An 18,009-nucleotide genomic window follows, 5' to 3' on the forward strand; every position below is an offset into this window, starting at 1 on the left:
GCGTCATCCGCCTGGGTCTGCAGTTGTTGCTTGAGGGCGTCCACCGCCTGTTGCAGTGCCTGGATCTGCTTTTGCAGGTCTTCGGTGCTGGGGGCTGCTGCCCCGGCGCTGCCGGCCAGCGCGATCAGCCCCGCGCCCAGCCAGCGTTTGCTTGCTTGCATGCATGTGCTCCCTGTTTGTCTTGCCCCGGCATTAGCCAACCGGGTGCTGTCGTTGTGGCCGGTTGCTCCGGCCCGGCCACATATAAGCAGAATGCATGCCAATAAAAATCTTTATATTTATTGGATATAAAAAGACAAGCCGCTGCTGCAATCGCAACAAAACGTCGGCCTTGCTGCACAAAAGCAAGCGCGGCGGTAAAGATCCATGACCTGAAGTGCCCGCAGGCAAGCGCCGCACCTGTCTTGCAGGCGCAGGCATGTTTCCTGCATGACAGCACACCAATTCAGCTGCCATGGAACACAGGCCGTGCCCGAACTGCGTCGTTTTGTCGTTGCCCACCCGCTGGAAGAAAGTGCGCTGCTGCGGCTGCGCAGTGCTGCACCCGGTGTGGAAATCGCCCTTGCCGAGCCGGAACAATTGCCAGCAGCGCTGCAAGGCGCGCAAGGCGTATTGCTGGGGCGGCTGGGCGGCCCCATCGACGCGCTGCTGGAGGCGGCCGGCGAGCTGGCCTGGATACACACCGTCGGCGCAGGGGTGGATCGGCTGCTGACACCCAAGCTGATCGCCAGCCCGCTGCTGGTGACCAACAGCAGCGGCGTGCATGGCACCAATATCGCCGAGCATCTGCTCGGGCTGATGCTGGCGTTTGCGCGGCAGTTCCCGCTGCTGTGGCGCGCGCAGCAACAGGCGCAATGGACGCCACCACCGCTGGCCGGCACATTCGAGCTGGCCGGCCAGACGCTGGTCATTGTCGGCCTGGGTGCCATCGGTGAGGCATTGGCCTTGCGTGCGCATGCCTTGGGCCTGCGCGTGCTGGGCGTACGCCGCAACGGCAGCCACGCACTGCCCGTGGGGGTCGAGCGCGTCTACCGCATCGAGCAACTGGATGACGCACTGGCGCAAGCCGATCACGTCGCCGTCACCCTGCCGCTGACACCGGCTACGCACGGCTTGTTCGACGCAGCGCGCATCGCCGCCATCAAGCCCGGGGCCTATTTCTACAACGTCGGCCGCGGCGAGTTGGCGGATCAGGCTGCGCTGCTGGCCGCGCTGGATCGCGGTGCGCTGGCCGGCCTCGGGCTGGACGTGACCACGCCCGAGCCACTGCCCGCCGATTCGCCACTGTGGCGCCACCCCAATGTCTTCATCACTTCGCACACCTCGGGCGGCACGCCGTACTACGGCCAGCGGCTGGCCGAACTGGTGGCGGAAAACCTGCAGCGCTTCCGCACCGGTCAGACGCTGCTGAATCTGGTCGACAAGCACGCGGGCTACTGAACGCCACCTGCACTCCCCTACCGGCGGCAACCCTGACTCGCCGCTCTTTCTCACGCAACCCCAGGAGCACGCATGAGCTATCCATTGACCACACCGCTGTCACTTGCGCTGCAGCACGCGGCGCAGCAGGCATTCCAGCCGCAGGACGGTAGCGGCGTCAGCATCACCCCCACCGGCGAGGCGCTGGGCGCCGTTGTGACCGGCCTTGATGCCAACCGTCCACTCAGCGCGGCACTGGTGCGCCGGCTCAAGCAGGCGCTGGATGACCACCACATCCTGATCTTCAAGCAGCAAGCGCTGGGCGACGATGCCTTCCTCGCCTTTTCAACCTATTTCGGCTCGGTATTCCGTCCGCCCGAAGATGTACCGGTGCTGGCCTCGGCCAGCAATGACGGCATCCCGCCCGATGTGGTGCCGGTAGCCAACGTGGAAGGCGGCTATACCGGCAACGGTGAGCTGTTCCCGCACATCGACCACCAGTGGACACCGCTGCCATCGAGCGGCTCGCTGCTGTATGCCCTGGAAGTACCCGGCAGCGGCGGCGATACAAGCTGGTACAACATCAGTGCCGCCTACGAAGCGTTGTCCCCGGCGCTCAAGGCCCGCATCGACGGTTTGCAGCTGATTACCTACAACCCCTTCCTGCGCGCCAAAGGGCAGAGCCGCCCGCAATACCGCCGGCCCGAAGCCGAACCGCTGGGCCCGGGCTTTCCGCACCCGTTGGTGCGCAATCACCCGTCATCAGGCAAGAAGCTGCTGTTCCTCGCCACGCACGGCGAAGTCGAGCTGGTCGGCGTGGATGCCGACGAAGGTGAAGCGCTGATCGCCGAGCTGCGCGCGCATCTGCTGCTGCCGCAGTTCCGCTACGAGCACCGCTGGAGCGTGGGCGACATCGTGTACTGGGACAACCAGGCCACCCTGCATTCACGCACGGCCTTCCCGGAAACCGAGCGCCGGGTGCTCAAGCGCGTGAGCCTGGCAGGCAGCCGGCCCTATTGAGATAGCCTCTCGTATCTCTGCTGGAATCGGTGCAATCCGTCGCCATCGTTGCGCCGATTCCAGCAAGCCGCTGCCTTTGCGCCAGTGCCGATGCGGGCCAGCGCGGTGGCACGCTTTCTGCATGAGTGACGCATCTTCCCGGTAACGAGGCCCATCATGAGCCAGCGTCAACTCAGTCTGAATGCCTTCATCCCGTCTACCGGCCATCACGTGGCCGCATGGCGTCATCCCGATGCACAAGCCGATGGCGGCCACAGCTTTCGCCACTACGCACAGATTGCACAAACCGCCGAAGCAGCTCGCTTCGATGCGGTGTTCCTGGCCGACAGCGCGGCCGTCTGGGGCGGTAGCGGCGAGGACGGTCTGACCTCGCTGGCGCGCAGTGCCCGTGCAGCGCATTTCGAGCCCATCACCCTGTTGTCGGCGCTGTCTGCAGTGACCGAGCATATCGGCCTGATTGCCACCGTCACCACCACCTATAACGAGCCCTATCATCTGGCGCGCAAGTTTGCCTCGCTGGACTGGCTCTCTAACGGGCGCGCGGGCTGGAATCTGGTGACCTCGGCCAACCAGCACGAGGCGCAGAATTTCGGTCTGGCCCAGCACGTACAGCATGCCGACCGTTACGACCGCGCCGAGGAATTCATCGACGTGGTAAAGGGCCTGTGGGACAGCTGGGAGGACAATGCCTTCCTGCGTGACAAGCAAAGCGGCGTGTTCTTCGATGAGCACAAGCTGCATACGCTCCATCACCGGGGCAAGCATTTCTCGGTGAAAGGCCCCCTCAATGTCGCGCGGCCACCGCAAGGCTACCCGGTGCTGGTACAGGCAGGCTCCAGTGAGCCGGGCAAGGAATTGGCCGCCCGCACCGCCGAGGTGATCTTTACTGCGCAGCAAACACTGGCCGACGCGCAAGCGTTTTACCGCGACGTAAAAGGCCGGCTGGCCAAGTATGGCCGCATCCCCGATACGCTGAAAATCCTGCCCGGTATTTTCCCGGTGGTCGGCCGCACCGAGGCCGAGGCGCGCGACAAATTCCAGGCGCTGCAAGACCTGATCGACCCGGTAGTGGGCCTGTCCTTGCTGTCGGGCATGCTGGGTGGTTTCGACCTGAGTGGTTACCCGCTCGACGGCCCCTTGCCCGATCTGCCGGCAAGCAACGGCGGCAAGAGCCGCCAGGCCCTGCTCATCGACAAGGCGCGGCGCGAAAACCTCACCATCCGCCAGCTTTACCTGAGCATTGCCGGCGCACGCGGCCACTGGCAGATCGTCGGCTCAGCGGTGCAGATTGCCGACCAGATCCAGCAATGGTTTGAATCGGGCGCGGCCGATGGCTTCAACGTGATGCCCCCCACGCTGCCGGGTGGACTGGATGACTTCACCAGCCTGGTGGTGCCCATCCTGCAGGAACGTGGCCTGTTCCGCACCGAATACCGGGGCAACACGCTGCGCGAGCACCTGGGCCTGCAACGGCCGCATAACCATCATGTGCCGCAATCCACAGCGGCTGCGGCATGAGTTCGTTTCACCCCAACCTGCAATGAGGCATCCATGAGTTTGCTCGTTTTATCCGGCAGCATCCGCCGCGCTTCTTTCCACACCAAGCTGGCCGCCGCCGCCGCCGAAGAACTGGACCGCCAGGGCCAGACCTATCGCGTGCTCAATCTGGCCGATTTCCCGCTGCCGCTGTACGACGGCGATCTGGAAGCACAAGGTCTGCCGGCAAGCGCCCGGGCGCTGCGCCAGTTGTTCTCCGAATACGATGGTTTCGTCATCGCCAACCCGGAATACAACGGTTCGATCACGCCACTGCTGAAAAACGTGCTCGACTGGGTATCGCGCAAGGATGCGCAAAGCAGCCAGTACGAACCGTATGCCGGCAAGACCGCGCTGCTGCTGTCCACCTCGCCGGGCAGCCTGGCCGGGCAACGCGCGCTGCGCCACACGCGGGAGATCCTGACCTCGCTGGGTGCCTTCGTGCTGCCACAACACGTGGCCGTGCCCAATGCCGCGCAATCGTTCTCGGCCGAAGGCAAGCTGGTGGACGAGAAACAACTGCAGGCACTCAGCACCCAGCTGGCCGCACTGGGCCGCCTGACTGCCAAGCTGGCAGCCTGATCCACCCTGTACCGGCCGCCCTGTTGCGGCCGGTGCTGCGAGAATCGATGCCTTCTGACTCCGGTAAAAACCCGATATTGCTCTGGGTGGTCGCGATTGCGTTTTTCATGCAGTCGCTCGACATGACCATCCTCAACACCGCGCTGCCTGCCATGGCACGCAGCCTGGGCACCAGCCCGCTGCACATGCAACCGGTGCTGATTTCCTACATGCTGACCGTGGCATTGCTGATTCCGGCATCCGGCTGGGTGGCGGATCGCTATGGCACGCGCACCACCCTTGCATCAGCAATGATCCTGTTCACCCTCGGCTCGCTGTGCTGTGCCGAGGCACAAACGCTGACGCAACTGGTGCTGGCCCGAGTACTGCAGGGTGTGGGCGGTGCATGGATGCTGCCGGTGGGCAGGCTGGTGCTGCTGCGCACCTGGCCGCGCAGGGACCTGGTGCAGGCCATGAGCTTTGTCACCATGCCGGGTCTGGTTGGCCCCTTGCTCGGCCCGACACTGGGTGGCTGGCTGGTAGAGCTTGCCTCGTGGCACTGGATTTTCCTGATCAACCTGCCGGTAGGCATACTGGGCTGGCTGGCCATACAACGCCACGTGCCCGAGCTGCGTCGCCCGGACGGCGGGCGCTTCGACTGGGTCGGCTTCATCCTGTTCGGCAATGCCATGGTGCTGGTGTCATTCGCCCTTGAAGGTCTGGGCCATCTGAAGCTGGGCACCCAAGTCTGTGCCATGCTGGCAGCAATCGGCCTTGTCAGCCTGATCGGTTACTGGCTGCATGCGGGGCGCACCACTCGGCCGCTGTTCAGCCTGCAACTGCTTGAAACCCGCTCGTTCAGCGTGGGCATCCTGGGCAATCTGGTGGCGCGGCTGGGCGGCGGCTGCATGCCCTTCCTTACCCCGCTACTGCTGCAGATCGTGCTGGGCTACAGCCCGACCCAGGCCGGGCTGGCCATGATACCCAGCGCTGCCGCTGCGCTCTGCGTCAAACCCGTCGTCAAACCGCTGGTGGACTGGCTGGGCTTTCGCCGCCTGCTGGTGCTCAATACCGTGCTGCTGGGCGCCATCCTCGGCAGTTTCCAGCTGATTGATCTGCACACGCCCTTACCCGTCTTGCTGGCAATGCTGACCTTGTTCGGCGCCATCAATTCGCTGCAGTTCACCTTCATGAATACCGTCACGTTGTACGAGCTGCCCGATCAACACGCCGCCGCCGGCAACAGCATGCTGTCGGTGGTGATGCAGCTGTCACGCAGCCTGGGCGTGGCCGTAGCCGGCGCCTTGCTGGCGGCCTTTGTCGGTACTAGTGGCAGCCTGCCTGGCATCAGCCTGCTGCCGGCGTTCCATACCACCTATCTGTGCATCGGCCTGATCACGCTGGTCGGCGCCGCCATTTTCATCCGTCTGCCAGCGCATGGCGCCGTGCAGGCTTCAGCCACCTGAGTTCTTCCGGGAATTTACTCATGAGCCACACCATCCATGTCGATATCAGTCGCGCCGCCAACGGTCGCCAGCAGATACGCAGCCGCAATGCAGTCGCAGAAGCCGGCCGTGCTGCCGACGGCAGCGACGCCGATGATGCATTCCGCGCCGGAGAATTACTGCTGGGTGCGCTGGGGGCCTGCACTGCCGGCACTGTCTGGGCCTACGCGCGCCAGCACGGCATCACCGCGCTGGAAGAGGTACGGGTGCATGTTGCAGGCGATGAGGAGACTGCGCCATCGCGCATCGCACGTATCCGCGTCGAGGTGCAGGTCAGCGGTGCCTTGAGCGAGGTCGAGCGTGACCGGCTGCAGCGCGCAGCGCATGCCTGCAAGATCCACAACACGCTGCGCCATTTGCCGGAAATCAGCGTGGGTGTCAGCCTTGCTGAAGCGCCGGTGAGCGCCTGACCCAGCCTTGCCCACTGGGCGATCAAAAAAACCGCACCGGGTAATTGGTGCGGTTTTTTTTGACTTGCGTCGCATCAAGCCGGCTGTGCGTCTGCCACCACCTGGCGTGCCTGTTGCAATGCAGTCGGCACCGCATTGCCAAAGAACTCGCCCTCAATCAATTGCGAGCGGAAGCCATCAACGCCCACCGGCACATCGCCGGTGATGGTGGTGCGATAAAGCACGCGCTCGACCTCGATATGATCGAGGTCCTGCGGGGCCAGGTGCGCGGTAGCGCGATTGTCCCAAAATGCGATATCGCCATTGTTCCAGTGAAAGCGCACGGTGTAGGCCGGCTTGGTCACTTGCTCGAAGAACAGCTCCAGCAGCTTCTCGCTTTCGGCCGGTGATACATCGACGATGTGCGAGGTAAAGCCCGGGTTGACGAACAGCGCCCGCTCGCCGGTTTCCGGGTGTACACGCACTACCGGGTGTACGGCCACCAGCGGGTTATCGGCAAAGCGCTTGGCCAGCTTGCTGCCGGCCGGGATACGGGTGTTGGCAGCAAAACGATGCTCGGCCTTCAAGGTATCGGCCAGGGCGCGCAGCGGCGCCGACAAACCTTCGTACGCAGCAACCAGATTGGCCCACTGGGTGTCGCCACCGAACGACGGCACATCCACCGCACGCAGGATGGAGCCGGCCGGCGGGTTGACGGCAGCAGTGACATCAGTATGCCAGCGGCTTTCATAGCTGGAACGGCGCAGGCCGTTGCGGCGCTCGTAGCGGCTGCGGTCGATGGGCAGGATTTGCGGATGGCCTTCGATCGGCTCGTCTTCGTGCGGATGGGCATAGGTCACCTCGCCGAAACGGCTGGTGAAGGCCACCTGCTGCGCGTGGTCGATCTGCTGGTTGCGGAAGAACACCACTTTCCACTTCAGCAGCGCCTGGCGGATATCGTTGATGACGGCATCGCTGAGCGGGCCGGCAAGATCGACATTGCCGATCTCGGCACCGATATGGCCAGCCAGTTGGGTAACGGTAATGCCGGAATCAGTCGTAACGGTAGACATGGCTTGTTTCCTCGTAACTCAGTTTCAAAGAATCGGCCCAGCCAGGATGACCGGGCCATGGCACGGCAATCAGGCACCCTTGGCGAGCTTGCGCTCCACGGCAGTACCCTTGAAGAAATCGGCATTGGCCTCGGTGTAAAGCTTGTAGGGGTTGCTGAACACCAGCGACTTGAAATCGGCCTCGCTGATCACCTGCTGCTCGACCAGATCCCAGCTTTCCGCCAAGGCTTCGGTCAGGTCCGGCACGTCCCAGTGGCCGACGTCGGACGAATAGATGGCGTTGATCTTCACGCCCAGCGGGTTGGCCTTGTCGTTGAAGGCATGCGCCACGGTGCGGTCGTCTGCCTCCGAGCCGAAGAAGAAGTTGTCCACCCAGCGCGACTTGATGTCCTCGGCGCTTTCAATGCCGGCAGCGGCAAAGTCGTTCTGCTGCTCCGGCGTGGGCTGGATGGCGTCAGCGGTGTAGCGCTTGCCCAGCGTATCGGCCACCAGTGTTTGCGGGTCGAGCGAGCGTGGCTTGACCAGATCGGTGCCGTATTGCTCGAACAGGCGCACCAGCAGCTCGGTATCGAGCGCAGCCGGATCGTAGTTTTTCAGCCCTTCCGGGCCACGTTTCTCCCAACGATCCACCAGATGGGTGAACACGCGTGCACCCCAGTCTGCCCCGCCCTCCAGCAAGCCGAAACGCAGCTTGGGAAAGCGGCGCGTGACACCACCAAAGAACAGCGCCTTGGCGAAGGCCTCAGACGCATCGGCAAAGTGGCCGATGTGGTTGAACATATAGTTGCTGATCGAATTGCGCCCCACCCAGCCCTGGCTGCCGTAGTGCGTGGTGATGGGCACGCCCAGCTCGACCGCCTTGGCCCAGAACGGGTCGTAATCGTGCTCGCTGTCGAGGCCGTAGAAATCGACATACGACGCGTACTTGGCAATGTTCTTGAAGTCCTCGGGCGAGAACTGCTCCTGGATGGCCCTGATCGGCCGGCGCACCCCGCCGGCGATATTGATCACCTTCAGGCCCAAGGTGTTGACGGCGAACTCCAGCTCCTCGATCCCTTCCTGCGGGGTATGCAGCGGAATGCCTGCCACCGGGGTCAGGCGGTCGCTGTACTTGCGGTACAGGTCGGCATGGTAGTGGTTCACCGCGCGCTGCAGTACACGGCGCGCTTCGTCATCCTTGGCGGCCAGCGGCGACAGCACGTTGTTGGGAAACAGGATGGAATAATCCGAGCCCTGCTCGTCCTGGCGCTCATACAGCAGCTCGGGCAGGTGGTAGGTGGCCACATCCAGCGTGTTGGCGGTAACGCGTGCCCACCACGGGTTGCGGCGGCTGCGGTGATGTTGGCGCTGCTCGGGTGTTTGCTGATACCAGTCGTGCCCTTCGCCATCGCTGCGACTGCGCTCGGCATTGGCACGGCGAAATTCATCCACCAGCTTGCTGCCCCCGTAGTGGGCCACGTAGTCTTCGATGGCCGGGGTGTAGTCATTGGTGTGGACATCGGTATCGATCACCGGGAAGTCGAGCCCGGATTTGATATCGGCGGAACGGGAAACACGGTTGTGCGGTAAACGGGCGGTCATGGCGAACTCCTGAAAACAACGTCACAAGGAAGTCCGGGCAAGCATGCTTGGCTTACACCGGTGGCAACCATGTTGTATGCAGAAAGCATGCCATGCTGCAAAGCGCTGATCCTGTTGGTTTTTTCTGCAAAGTTGCATCGATTGCAACGCTTGTTCATGCAATCTGCAGCGATTCCAGCAGCAACAACCCTCGCCCTGCAGTCCCATCCGGGCCACTCGCCGTGGAACGGGATTTGCTCCACACCAACGCCCTTTCAACCCATCAAGGACCACGCAATGAGTCAGACCCTGCAACAGATTCCCCTCACCCGCATCGACGGCAGCGCCGCCACTCTGGCCGACTACCAGGGCAAGGTGCTGCTGGTGGTCAACGTCGCCTCCAAATGCGGGCTGACCAAGCAATACGCCGGGCTGGAACAGCTCTATCGCAGCAAGCAGGCCGAGGGCTTTGCGGTGCTCGGCTTCCCGGCCAACAACTTCAAGCAACAGGAGCCGGGCAGCGATGCCGAGATCGCCAGCTTCTGCAGCACCGAATACGACGTGACCTTTCCGCTGTTCAGCAAGCTGTCGGTGGCCGGCGATGACCAGCATCCGCTGTACGCAGCGCTCACCAGTGCCCAGCCCAAGGCACGCGATACCGATGCCTTCCGCGCCAAGCTGAGCGAACGCGGCCTGGCGCCCGAGCACGAGCAGGACGTGCTGTGGAATTTCGAGAAATTCCTGATCGGCCGCGACGGCAAGGTAGTAGACCGCTTCTCGCCGGACATCGTTGCCGATGACAGCCGGCTGGTGGAAGCCATCGACCGTGAGCTGAGCAAAGCCTGATCAGGCTTTGTTGAAAACAAACAGCCCGCCGGAAGCGGGCTGTTCGTGTTGCTGCCTGAACCCGGCCGGGCCTACTGCTGGCGGGTGATACGATCGATCTGCGCCAACGCTTCGTTATCCAGCTGCCATGCCACGGCGCGCGCATTCTGCTCCAGCTGCTCGGGGCGGGTAGCGCCGGCAATCACACTGGAGACCACCGGCTGCGCCGCCAGCCAGCTGAACGCCAGCTCCAGCAGGGTATGCCCGCGCGTGGCAGCAAAGTCAGCCAGCTCGCCAGCCACGCGGTAATTGCGCTCGGTCAGCGTGCGCTCGGCCAGCGGGGATGCGGCAGTCAGACGCGCGCCCTGCGGTAATGCCTCGCCGGGCCGGTACTTGCCCGACAAAAAGCCACCAGCCAGCGGGAAGAACGGCAGCAAGCCCAAGCCATACTGCTGCAGCACCGGGATGCGCTCGGTCTCGGCCTGCCGGTTGAGCAGGCTGTATTCGTCCTGGCTGGAAATGAAGGCAGACGCGCCCAGTTCACGCGCTACCCACTGCGCCTCGACCAGTTGCCAGGGCGCAAAATTGGACAGGCCGACATAGCGCACCTTGCCGGAACGCACCAGGTCTTGCAGTGCACGCACGGTTTCCTCGATCGGCGTGAGCGGGTCCGGACGGTGCACCTGATACAGGTCGATCCAGTCGGTACGCAAACGCTGCAGGCTGGCATCGACAGCGTCAAACACGTAGCGGCGCGACGCGCCCTTCAAGCCCGCAGCCTCATCGAACGGAGAACCGAACTTGGTGGCCAGGATCACATCCTTGCGGCGGCTGCCGAGCACCTCGCCCAATATGGATTCCGAGCCGCCCTTGTTGCCGTAGACATCGGCCGTATCGAAGAAATTGATACCCAGATCCAGCGCCTTGTGAATAACCGGGCGCGAGGCATCGCGATCAATGCGACCGCCAAAATTGTTGGTGCCGAGGCCCACGAGGGAAACGCGCAGGCCGGATTGGCCCAACTGGCGGTATTGCAAATCAGACATGAGAGCTCCTGGCAGCCCGTTTGCCGGGCTGTGCGATTGAACAATGAATCAGGCGGTTTGCAGCGTGGCGGAGGCCTGGTCGACAGACAGCGCATGCCGATTACCGGGCCGGGCCAGACCGAGGTGCTCGCGCAAGGTGCGGCCGGTGTATTCGGTGCGGAACAAACCGCGCTGCTGCAGGATGGGCACCACGTGTTCGACGAACTCCTCCAGCCCACCCGGCAGCCAGGGTGGCATCACATTGAAGCCATCGGCAGCATGGGACTCGAACCACAGCTGCAGCTGGTCTGCGATATGTTCCGGCGTGCCGACCACGGTCCAGTGACCACGTGCCCCGGCAATGCGCTCGTAAAGCTGGCGCAGCGTCAGCCCCTCCCGCTCGGCCAGATCACGCACCAGCTTGAGCCGGCTCTTGCTGCCATTGGTATCGTCCGGGAATGGGGGCGGCGGCGCATCGAGCGGGTGGCCGGACAGGTCCTTGCCCCCATACAGACCGCCCAACAGGGCCAGCCCGACACTGGGGTGAATCAGTGACTGCAGCAGCTGGTATTTCTCTTCTGCCTCCTGCTGTGTGCGGCCAATCACCGGAAAGATGCCGGGCATGACCTTGAGCTGCTCCGGGCTGCGGCCATAGCGTGCCAGCCGGCCTTTTACATCGGCGTAAAACGCCTGTGCCTCTTCCAGCGTCTGCCACGCGGTGAAGATCACCTCGGCGGTGCGGGCGGCCAGCTCCTTGCCCGGCTCACTGGCGCCAGCCTGCACGATGACCGGGTGCCCCTGCGGCGGTCGCGCCACGTTCAGCGGTCCTTTCACCGAAAAATGCGTGCCGACATGGTTGAGCACATGCAGCTTGTCCTGATCGAAGAACACGCCGCTTTCCTTGTCGATGCCAAAGGCATCGTCTTCCCAGCTATCCCACAGGCCGGTGACGACATCGACGAATTCATCGGCGCGCTCATAACGCGTGGCATGCTCGAAATGGTGTTCCCGGTTGAAGTTGAGCGCCTCTGCCTCGGTGCCCGAGGTCACCACATTCCAGCCGGCACGTCCGTCCGACAACCAGTCCAGCGAAGCAAACTGCCGCGCCAGATGGTACGGCTCGTTGTAACTGGTGGATGCCGTTGCAATGAAGCCGATCCGCTCGGTCACCGTCGCCAGCGCCGAGAACAAGGTGAGTGGCTCGAAAGTGGCCAGCTTGCCATTGCGGCTGAGCGCCTCCAGATTGGCAGCGCGGTCACGCACCGCCACGCCGTCGGCAAGGAAGATGGCGTCGAATTTGGCCCGCTCGGCCAGTTGGGTAACGGCTTTGTAGTGCGCGAAGTTGATGCCGGCATCGGCATCGGCGTCCGGATGGCGCCACGAGGCGACGTGATGACCGGTGGCCTGTAAAAAGGCGCCCAGACTGAGTTGCGTATTGCGCTTGCCCATGATGTATTCCTGATGACCAAATCAGATCATCCGGAGCAAAAGCCATTCCACCGCGATCACGCAGGCAACAGGCGGGCCCTGCTGCCCGACATCGCACCAATTGCTGGAATCGGCTCACTCCGGCCAGCAAGCTGCTGCACAAACGACAGGCAATATCAGGCATGCACTCCGTGCCAGACCGCGCCGTATCGCTGGCCCGAAATGCATGAAACCCGGCATGGCCGGGTTCCGGGTCGCGCTTGCTAAGCAAGGCTGCTGTACGGCTACCGATCAGCGCGCGGCATCACCACGCCGGTATTCGGCGGTCAGCGCATCAAAGCGCGCCTTGAGCGCCGGATCAAGCTGGTAGCTGGCGGCGGCCAGTGTCTCGTCCAGCTGCTCGGGCCGGCTGGCGCCGATCAGCGGAGCGGTGATCAGCGGGTTGGCCAACACCCAGGCCAGCGCGGCGGTGGTGAGCGATACGCCCGCCTCGGCACTCGCTTCCTGCAAGGCGGTCACCGTCTCGAACTCGCGCTCGTGCCAATAGCGCTCCTGATAGCGCCCGGCGGCCGACCCCAGGGTAAAGCGCGTACCTTCGGTGGGCGCCCCGGCGCGGTGCTTGCCGGTGAGCAGGCCGCCCGCCAGCGGGTTGTACGGGATCACCGCCAGCCCTTCCTCCTGCGCCAGTGGCAGCAGCTCGCGCTCGATCTCGCGGAACAGCAGGCTGTAGCGCGGCTGTACCGAGACAAAACGCGCCAGCTGCTGCGCATCCTGCTTGCCCAACGCACGTGCCAGCCGGTAGGCGAGGAAATTGGACACGCCGACATAGCGCACCTTGCCGCTGCGCGCGATGTCGTCCAGTGCCTGGATGGTTTCATCCAGCGGCGTGGCGGCATCGTCCGAGTGCAGCTGGTACAGGTCAATGTAATCGGTGCCCAGCCGGCGCAGCGAGGCATCGACCGCATCCAGCAAATGCTTGCGCGATGCACCCTGATCCCACGCATGCGGGCCGGTCTTGCCGACCGCCTTGGTGGCAATCACAAAGCGGCTGCGCTTGCCCTTGAGCCAGCGGCCGATGATTTCCTCGGTCTTGCCGACGGTCTCCAGCGAGCCGCCCAAGGGATAGACGTTGGCCGTGTCGATCAGGTTGATGCCGGCATCGGCGGCCTTATCGAGGATGCGGTGCGAGGTGGCTTCATCGGTCTGCAAGCCAAAGGTCATGGTACCCAGCGCCAGGCGCGAAACCTGCAAGCCGGTATTGCCGAAACGGGTGGTGGGTATGCTCACGGAAAATCCTGTCAGAAGTGGGAAATACGGTTGCGGGGAAATTCGGTCAGACCTTCTGGCGGCACCGCCCATGCCACGCGTTGGCTGGCCCAGGACGCCCAGCCTGGCTGCACCAGCGCCGGGTCATCCAGGCCGCCGGCACGCACCCATACCGACTCCGGGCGTGCCGGATGGCGCGTGAACAGCGGCGAGCCGCACTGGCCACAAAACAGCCGCTCAACGGCCTGACCGCTGCCACCGGCGTGACTGTATGAGCGCAGCACACCGCTGATCTGCAGCAAGGCTTGCTCCAGACGGATGCCGATATTGAACGCACTGCCGGTTACGCGACGACAATCGACGCAATGGCAGTAGTTGGCAGCCCCCAGCGGCAGCGGATAGCGATAACGCACCGCGCCGCACAGGCAGCCACCACTGGCGCTGGCTGGATCGCTCATGGCATCAGTAATGGATGGTGCCGGGCGCGCCGCCGCCCACGGCAATGGCATCGCCATTGATGGCGACCGCCAGCGGTGACGCCAGGAAGGCAATCACGGCGGCAACCTCGGCGGCATCGACGATGCGGCCTATGGTGTTGCCTTTGCCGGCGCGCTCGGCCGCTGCCTCGTCAGTGCGTTCGGTACGCGTAGCGCCCGGATGCACCGCCACCACGTTGACGCCCTTGGGGCCCAGTTCATCGGCCAGGTTCTTGGTGACGGCCGCCACGCCGACATTGCGCAACGTGGCAATCGGCCGCCCGGTCTTGTGGATGGCCAGCCCACCCACATTGATGATGCGCCCCCAGCCCTGCTCGACCAGAAACGGCGCCACGGCGCGTGCAGTGCGCAGATAGCCGATGACTTTCACATCCAGATCGAGCAGCGCATCGGCGTCGACCACCTCGGCCACGCCGGTAGCGGTGGAAATGCCGCCGGGCTGCGCCGCTGCGTTGACGAGGATGTCGACGCCACCGAAAGCTTCGACGGTGCGCGCCACCAACGCATCCACCTGCTGCTTGCTGGTGGTATCGGCGCTGATGCCCAGCACGCGCCGGCCGGTAGCGGCGGCGATTTCCTGCGCACTGGCGTCCAGCACTTGCTGATCGCGTGCGGCAATCACCACATCGACGCCTTCCTGCGCCAGTGCCAGCGCAATCGCCTTGCCGATGCCGCGGCTGCCACCGGTGACGATGGCCCGTTTGCCTTGCAGTTGATAGTCAGCCATGGATGCTCCTTGAGAGTTTGCAACAGGCCATGCGCGCATTCGGCGTGATGGCAGGTGCTCATCAGGCAGCAAGCTTCATTCCAGCTACGCAAGCCGCATTGCTGCTGCACAAGGTCACACCACTTGCGCAGGAATGCGCAGCAACACGTACAAGTTGCGGCCAAACCAACATCGGGCGTGCCCATGCCAGACCGGCCAGCATCAGACCACATGACATGCATCAACCGCGCATGGCCACATCGGCACCCTGTCTGTTTTTCAACAATCTGCACGATCAATTGTTGATTTTTGATCATCAACAACGCCAGATGGCAAGCCAGAAAAATCGAGCAAAATCCGTTAAAAACATAATTAATTCAATGAACTGAAAAGATAAAAGTGTTTGCGCAGAGAGCTGGCACGCCGATTGCACTACATGACTTGTCATAACAGGTCATCACTGCATGCAGCACTTACATCCCCACCCTGCCCAACCGCTGTACGGACGCATACGTGACGAGTTGCGCCAGCGCATCCACAGCGGCGCCTATCGCCCGCACGAGCAATTGCCGTCCGAAAGCGCGTTGATGACGCAATACAGCGTCAGCCGCATTACCGTGCGCCAGGCGCTGGGCGAGCTGGAAAAGGAAGGCGTGCTGTTCAAGGTGCCGGGCAAGGGGGCATATGTCTCCAAGCCCAAGCCGTTCCAGCAACTGGCGCGGCTGCAGGGCTTTGCCGAGGCCATGCGCGAGCATGGTCACGAAATCTACAACCGCCTGCTGGGCGTGCACACCACAGCGGCCGATGCCACGGTGGCAGCGCGGCTGCAGCTCGCCCCCGGCACGCCGGTCACCGAGCTGCGCCGGGTGCGCCTGCTCAACCGCGAGCCGGTATCGCTGGATATCACCTGGGTGCCCTCCCACATCGGCGAGCGACTGGCGCGCGAAGACCTCGCCACGCGCGACGTGTTCGTAATCCTCGAAAACGACTACGGCATTGCGCTGGGCCATGCCGATCTCGCCATTGACGCGCAACTGGCCGATACCGATCTGGCCAGCCACCTTGCGCTGCCCACGGGCGCGCCGCTGCTGCGCATCGAGCGGCTGACGCACGACCGCAACGGTACGCCACTCGATTTCGAATACCTGTACTGCCGTTCCGACAACTTCCAGTTCCGCCTGCGCGTTGACCGCCAGGCCTGAGAGAGCAAAACGATGAATACGATAGAACGCGAGGTCGATGTGTTGGTGATCGGCGGTGGCACTGCCGGGCCGATGGCCGCCGTCAAGGCCAAGCAGGCCAACCCCGACCTCAAGGTGCTGCTGCTGGAGAAAGCCAACGTCAAGCGCAGCGGCGCCATCTCCATGGGCATGGACGGCCTCAACAATGCCGTGGTGCCGGGCTTTGCCACGCCCGAGCAATACGTGCGCGAAATCACCGCTGCCAACGATGGCATCGTCAACCAGAAAACGGTGCTGGCCTATGCGCAGAACAGCTACGCGATGATCGAGGAGCTGGACCGCTGGGGCGTGAAGTTCGAGAAGGACGAAACCGGCGACTACGCCATGCGCAAGGTGCACCACCTGGGCACCTATGTGCTGCCGATGCCGGAAGGCCACGACATCAAGAAGGTGCTGTACCGCCAGCTCAAGAAAAACCGCATCGACATCACCAACCGGTTGGTGGCCACTCGGCTGATCGTTGGCGAAGATGGCCGCATTGCCGGCACCTTCGCCTTTGACTGCCGCACCGGTGATTTCCATATCGTGCGTGCCAAGGCGGTGGTGCTGGCGTGCGGCGCGGCCGGGCGGCTGGGTTTGCCGGCATCGGGCTATCTGTTCGGCACCTACGAAAACCCGACCAATGCAGGGGACGGCTACAGCATGGCCTACCACGCCGGGGCCGAGCTGTCCGGGATCGAATGCTTCCAGATCAACCCGCTGATCAAGGACTACAACGGCCCGGCCTGCGCCTATGTCACCGGCCCGTTCGGCGGCTTTACCACCAACAGCCGTGGCGAGCGCTTCATCGAGTGCGATTACTGGTCCGGCCAGATGATGCAGGAATTCTACAACGAGCTGCAGGGCGGCAATGGCCCGGTGTTCCTCAAGCTCGACCATCTGGCCGAGGAAACCATCAGCACCATCGAGACCATTCTGCACACCAACGAACGCCCCAGCCGTGGCCGCTTCCACGCCGGGCGCGGCACCGATTACCGCGAACGCATGGTGGAAATGCACATCTCGGAAATCGGCCTGTGCAGCGGCCATTCGGCCTCGGGCGTGTGGGTGGACGAACACGCTGCCACCACGGTGCCGGGGCTGTATTCGGCCGGCGACATGGCCTGCGTGCCGCACAACTACATGCTGGGTGCCTTCGTTTACGGGCGCTTTGCCGGCGAATCGGCCGCGCGGCATGCCGGTAGCCATGCGCATGCGCAAGTAGCGGCCAGCCAGATCGAGGCAGAACGCCAGCGCGTGTGGGCGCCGCTGCTGCGCGAGGCCGGCCTGCCGCCCAACCAGGTGGAATACAAGCTGCGCCGCATGGTGAACGACTACCTGCAACCGCCCAAGGTCACCCGCAAGATGCAGATCGGCCTGGAGCGCTTCGAGGCCATCCGCGAAGACCTCGACCGCCTGCATGCACGCAACCCGCACGAGCTGATGCGCGCGATGGAAGTACACGCCATCCGTGACTGCGCCGAAATGGCCGCGCGTGCCTCGCTTTATCGCACCGAAAGCCGCTGGGGGCTGTATCACGCCCGCGTCGATTACCCCGAGCGCAACGACGCCGAATGGCGCGTGCACGTGCAATTGCACAAGAACGCCGCCGGCGACATGGCTTGCTTCAAGCGTGCCATCGAGCCGTATGTGGTGGACATGAACCAGAACGATCACCGCGCCTATGCCGCGCTGCGCATCAACAAGGAGCTGACCCCAGCATGAGCTTTCCCGTCTTTTCCATTGCCGAGCAACGCAGCAGCGTGCCGGTGCGCATCGATGAAGAAAAGTGCATTGCCGACAAGGGCTGCACCGTCTGCGTCGATGTCTGCCCGCTCGACGTACTCGCCATCGACCTGAGCAAGGGCAAGGCCTATATGGCCTTCGACGAATGCTGGTACTGCATGCCGTGCGAAAAGGATTGCCCGACCGGCGCCGTGCAGGTCGACATTCCCTATCTCCTTCGCTGATGACCGCCC

General features: G+C 63.5%; 18 protein-coding genes. 11 read left to right on the forward strand and 7 right to left on the reverse strand.

Going from position 1 to position 18,009, the window contains the following annotated elements:
- Nucleotides 1–468: 468 nt before the first annotated feature.
- The 6 genes from B9A19_RS07020 to B9A19_RS07045 all read left to right on the forward strand — a co-directional run bounded on the left by B9A19_RS07020 (nt 469) and on the right by B9A19_RS07045 (nt 6,451).
- The gene (locus tag B9A19_RS07020; protein WP_176216827.1) at nt 469–1,440 is read left to right on the forward strand and encodes a D-2-hydroxyacid dehydrogenase; all 972 of its coding nucleotides are present in this window, start codon (nt 469–471) and stop codon (nt 1,438–1,440) included.
- A gap of 72 nt (nt 1,441–1,512) precedes the next feature.
- A complete protein-coding gene (locus B9A19_RS07025) occupies nt 1,513–2,439 on the forward strand; it encodes a TauD/TfdA dioxygenase family protein (protein WP_084090079.1) in 927 nt (308 codons plus the stop codon).
- A 156-nt stretch (nt 2,440–2,595) separates the two neighbouring features.
- The gene (locus tag B9A19_RS07030; RefSeq protein WP_084090080.1) at nt 2,596–3,957 is read left to right on the forward strand and encodes an LLM class flavin-dependent oxidoreductase; all 1,362 of its coding nucleotides are present in this window, start codon (nt 2,596–2,598) and stop codon (nt 3,955–3,957) included.
- Between the two features lie 33 nt (nt 3,958–3,990).
- Nucleotides 3,991–4,557, forward strand: coding sequence for an NADPH-dependent FMN reductase (locus B9A19_RS07035; RefSeq protein WP_084090081.1), 567 nt, complete (start codon nt 3,991–3,993; stop codon nt 4,555–4,557).
- Nucleotides 4,558–4,604: 47 nt separating this feature from the next.
- Entirely contained in the window at nt 4,605–6,002 is a 1,398-nt protein-coding gene (mdtD, locus tag B9A19_RS07040; protein ID WP_084090237.1) for a multidrug transporter subunit MdtD, read from the forward strand.
- A 20-nt stretch (nt 6,003–6,022) separates the two neighbouring features.
- On the forward strand, nt 6,023–6,451 hold the full coding sequence (locus B9A19_RS07045; protein WP_084090082.1) for an OsmC family protein: 429 nt from the start codon (nt 6,023–6,025) through the stop codon (nt 6,449–6,451).
- A gap of 74 nt (nt 6,452–6,525) precedes the next feature.
- On the opposite strand, the gene B9A19_RS07050 is transcribed toward B9A19_RS07045, so the two are convergent.
- Both B9A19_RS07050 and B9A19_RS07055 read right to left on the reverse strand, forming a co-directional pair.
- Nucleotides 6,526–7,503: a TauD/TfdA dioxygenase family protein gene (locus B9A19_RS07050; protein ID WP_084090083.1), complete on the reverse strand. Its 978-nt coding sequence runs from the start codon at nt 7,501–7,503 to the stop codon at nt 6,526–6,528.
- Nucleotides 7,504–7,572: 69 nt separating this feature from the next.
- Nucleotides 7,573–9,084: an amidohydrolase family protein gene (locus B9A19_RS07055; RefSeq protein ID WP_084090084.1), complete on the reverse strand. Its 1,512-nt coding sequence runs from the start codon at nt 9,082–9,084 to the stop codon at nt 7,573–7,575.
- Nucleotides 9,085–9,360: 276 nt separating this feature from the next.
- Between B9A19_RS07055 and B9A19_RS07060 the strand changes: the two genes are divergently transcribed.
- Nucleotides 9,361–9,909, forward strand: a complete 549-nt coding sequence (locus tag B9A19_RS07060) for a glutathione peroxidase (protein WP_084090085.1) — start codon at nt 9,361–9,363, stop codon at nt 9,907–9,909.
- Nucleotides 9,910–9,980: 71 nt separating this feature from the next.
- Here the strand turns inward: B9A19_RS07060 and B9A19_RS07065 are convergent, their stop codons facing one another.
- The 5 genes from B9A19_RS07065 to B9A19_RS07085 all read right to left on the reverse strand — a co-directional run bounded on the left by B9A19_RS07065 (nt 9,981) and on the right by B9A19_RS07085 (nt 14,831).
- Nucleotides 9,981–10,934 carry an aldo/keto reductase gene (locus tag B9A19_RS07065; RefSeq protein ID WP_217807004.1) on the reverse strand — a complete coding sequence of 318 codons (954 nt, stop codon included), beginning with the start codon at nt 10,932–10,934 and terminating at the stop codon, nt 9,981–9,983.
- A gap of 48 nt (nt 10,935–10,982) precedes the next feature.
- Complete coding sequence (locus tag B9A19_RS07070) at nt 10,983–12,362, reverse strand: LLM class flavin-dependent oxidoreductase (RefSeq protein WP_084090086.1); 1,380 nt, start codon at nt 12,360–12,362, stop codon at nt 10,983–10,985.
- 270 nt (nt 12,363–12,632) lie between these two features.
- On the reverse strand, nt 12,633–13,628 hold the full coding sequence (locus B9A19_RS07075) for an aldo/keto reductase (RefSeq protein WP_084090087.1): 996 nt from the start codon (nt 13,626–13,628) through the stop codon (nt 12,633–12,635).
- Nucleotides 13,629–13,639: 11 nt separating this feature from the next.
- Entirely contained in the window at nt 13,640–14,065 is a 426-nt protein-coding gene (locus B9A19_RS07080) for a GFA family protein (RefSeq protein ID WP_176216828.1), read from the reverse strand.
- Between the two features lie 4 nt (nt 14,066–14,069).
- Entirely contained in the window at nt 14,070–14,831 is a 762-nt protein-coding gene (locus B9A19_RS07085; RefSeq protein ID WP_084090089.1) for an SDR family NAD(P)-dependent oxidoreductase, read from the reverse strand.
- A 29-nt stretch (nt 14,832–14,860) separates the two neighbouring features.
- Between B9A19_RS07085 and B9A19_RS22045 the strand changes: the two genes are divergently transcribed.
- The 4 genes from B9A19_RS22045 (at nt 14,861) to B9A19_RS07100 (ending at nt 18,000) form a co-directional block, all read left to right on the forward strand.
- Entirely contained in the window at nt 14,861–15,199 is a 339-nt protein-coding gene (locus B9A19_RS22045) for a hypothetical protein (protein ID WP_139798701.1), read from the forward strand.
- 75 nt (nt 15,200–15,274) lie between these two features.
- The gene (locus B9A19_RS07090; protein ID WP_084090090.1) at nt 15,275–16,012 is read left to right on the forward strand and encodes a GntR family transcriptional regulator; all 738 of its coding nucleotides are present in this window, start codon (nt 15,275–15,277) and stop codon (nt 16,010–16,012) included.
- A gap of 12 nt (nt 16,013–16,024) precedes the next feature.
- Nucleotides 16,025–17,755 carry a fumarate reductase/succinate dehydrogenase flavoprotein subunit gene (locus tag B9A19_RS07095; RefSeq protein WP_084090091.1) on the forward strand — a complete coding sequence of 577 codons (1,731 nt, stop codon included), beginning with the start codon at nt 16,025–16,027 and terminating at the stop codon, nt 17,753–17,755.
- Complete coding sequence (locus B9A19_RS07100) at nt 17,752–18,000, forward strand: 4Fe-4S dicluster domain-containing protein (protein WP_084090092.1); 249 nt, start codon at nt 17,752–17,754, stop codon at nt 17,998–18,000. Before B9A19_RS07095 ends, B9A19_RS07100 begins: the two co-directional genes overlap by 4 nt.
- The last annotated feature ends 9 nt before the right edge of the window (nt 18,001–18,009 follow it).

The organism is Andreprevotia lacus DSM 23236, from assembly GCF_900176275.1.
Classification (GTDB): Bacteria; Pseudomonadota; Gammaproteobacteria; order Burkholderiales; family Chitinibacteraceae; genus Andreprevotia; species Andreprevotia lacus.

Coding starts and splice junctions, on each gene's coding strand:
- B9A19_RS07025 (WP_084090079.1), top strand. CDS start 1,513: ATGAGCTATCCATTGACCACACCGCTGTCACTTGCGCTGCAGCACGCG.
- B9A19_RS07030 (WP_084090080.1), top strand. CDS start 2,596: ATGAGCCAGCGTCAACTCAGTCTGAATGCCTTCATCCCGTCTACCGGC.
- B9A19_RS07035 (WP_084090081.1), top strand. CDS start 3,991: ATGAGTTTGCTCGTTTTATCCGGCAGCATCCGCCGCGCTTCTTTCCAC.
- mdtD (WP_084090237.1), top strand. CDS start 4,605: ATGCCTTCTGACTCCGGTAAAAACCCGATATTGCTCTGGGTGGTCGCG.
- B9A19_RS07045 (WP_084090082.1), top strand. CDS start 6,023: ATGAGCCACACCATCCATGTCGATATCAGTCGCGCCGCCAACGGTCGC.
- B9A19_RS07050 (WP_084090083.1), bottom strand. CDS start 7,503: ATGTCTACCGTTACGACTGATTCCGGCATTACCGTTACCCAACTGGCT.
- B9A19_RS07055 (WP_084090084.1), bottom strand. CDS start 9,084: ATGACCGCCCGTTTACCGCACAACCGTGTTTCCCGTTCCGCCGATATC.
- B9A19_RS07060 (WP_084090085.1), top strand. CDS start 9,361: ATGAGTCAGACCCTGCAACAGATTCCCCTCACCCGCATCGACGGCAGC.
- B9A19_RS07065 (WP_217807004.1), bottom strand. CDS start 10,934: ATGTCTGATTTGCAATACCGCCAGTTGGGCCAATCCGGCCTGCGCGTT.
- B9A19_RS07070 (WP_084090086.1), bottom strand. CDS start 12,362: ATGGGCAAGCGCAATACGCAACTCAGTCTGGGCGCCTTTTTACAGGCC.
- B9A19_RS07080 (WP_176216828.1), bottom strand. CDS start 14,065: ATGAGCGATCCAGCCAGCGCCAGTGGTGGCTGCCTGTGCGGCGCGGTG.
- B9A19_RS07085 (WP_084090089.1), bottom strand. CDS start 14,831: ATGGCTGACTATCAACTGCAAGGCAAACGGGCCATCGTCACCGGTGGC.
- B9A19_RS22045 (WP_139798701.1), top strand. CDS start 14,861: ATGCGCGCATTCGGCGTGATGGCAGGTGCTCATCAGGCAGCAAGCTTC.
- B9A19_RS07090 (WP_084090090.1), top strand. CDS start 15,275: ATGCAGCACTTACATCCCCACCCTGCCCAACCGCTGTACGGACGCATA.
- B9A19_RS07095 (WP_084090091.1), top strand. CDS start 16,025: ATGAATACGATAGAACGCGAGGTCGATGTGTTGGTGATCGGCGGTGGC.
- B9A19_RS07100 (WP_084090092.1), top strand. CDS start 17,752: ATGAGCTTTCCCGTCTTTTCCATTGCCGAGCAACGCAGCAGCGTGCCG.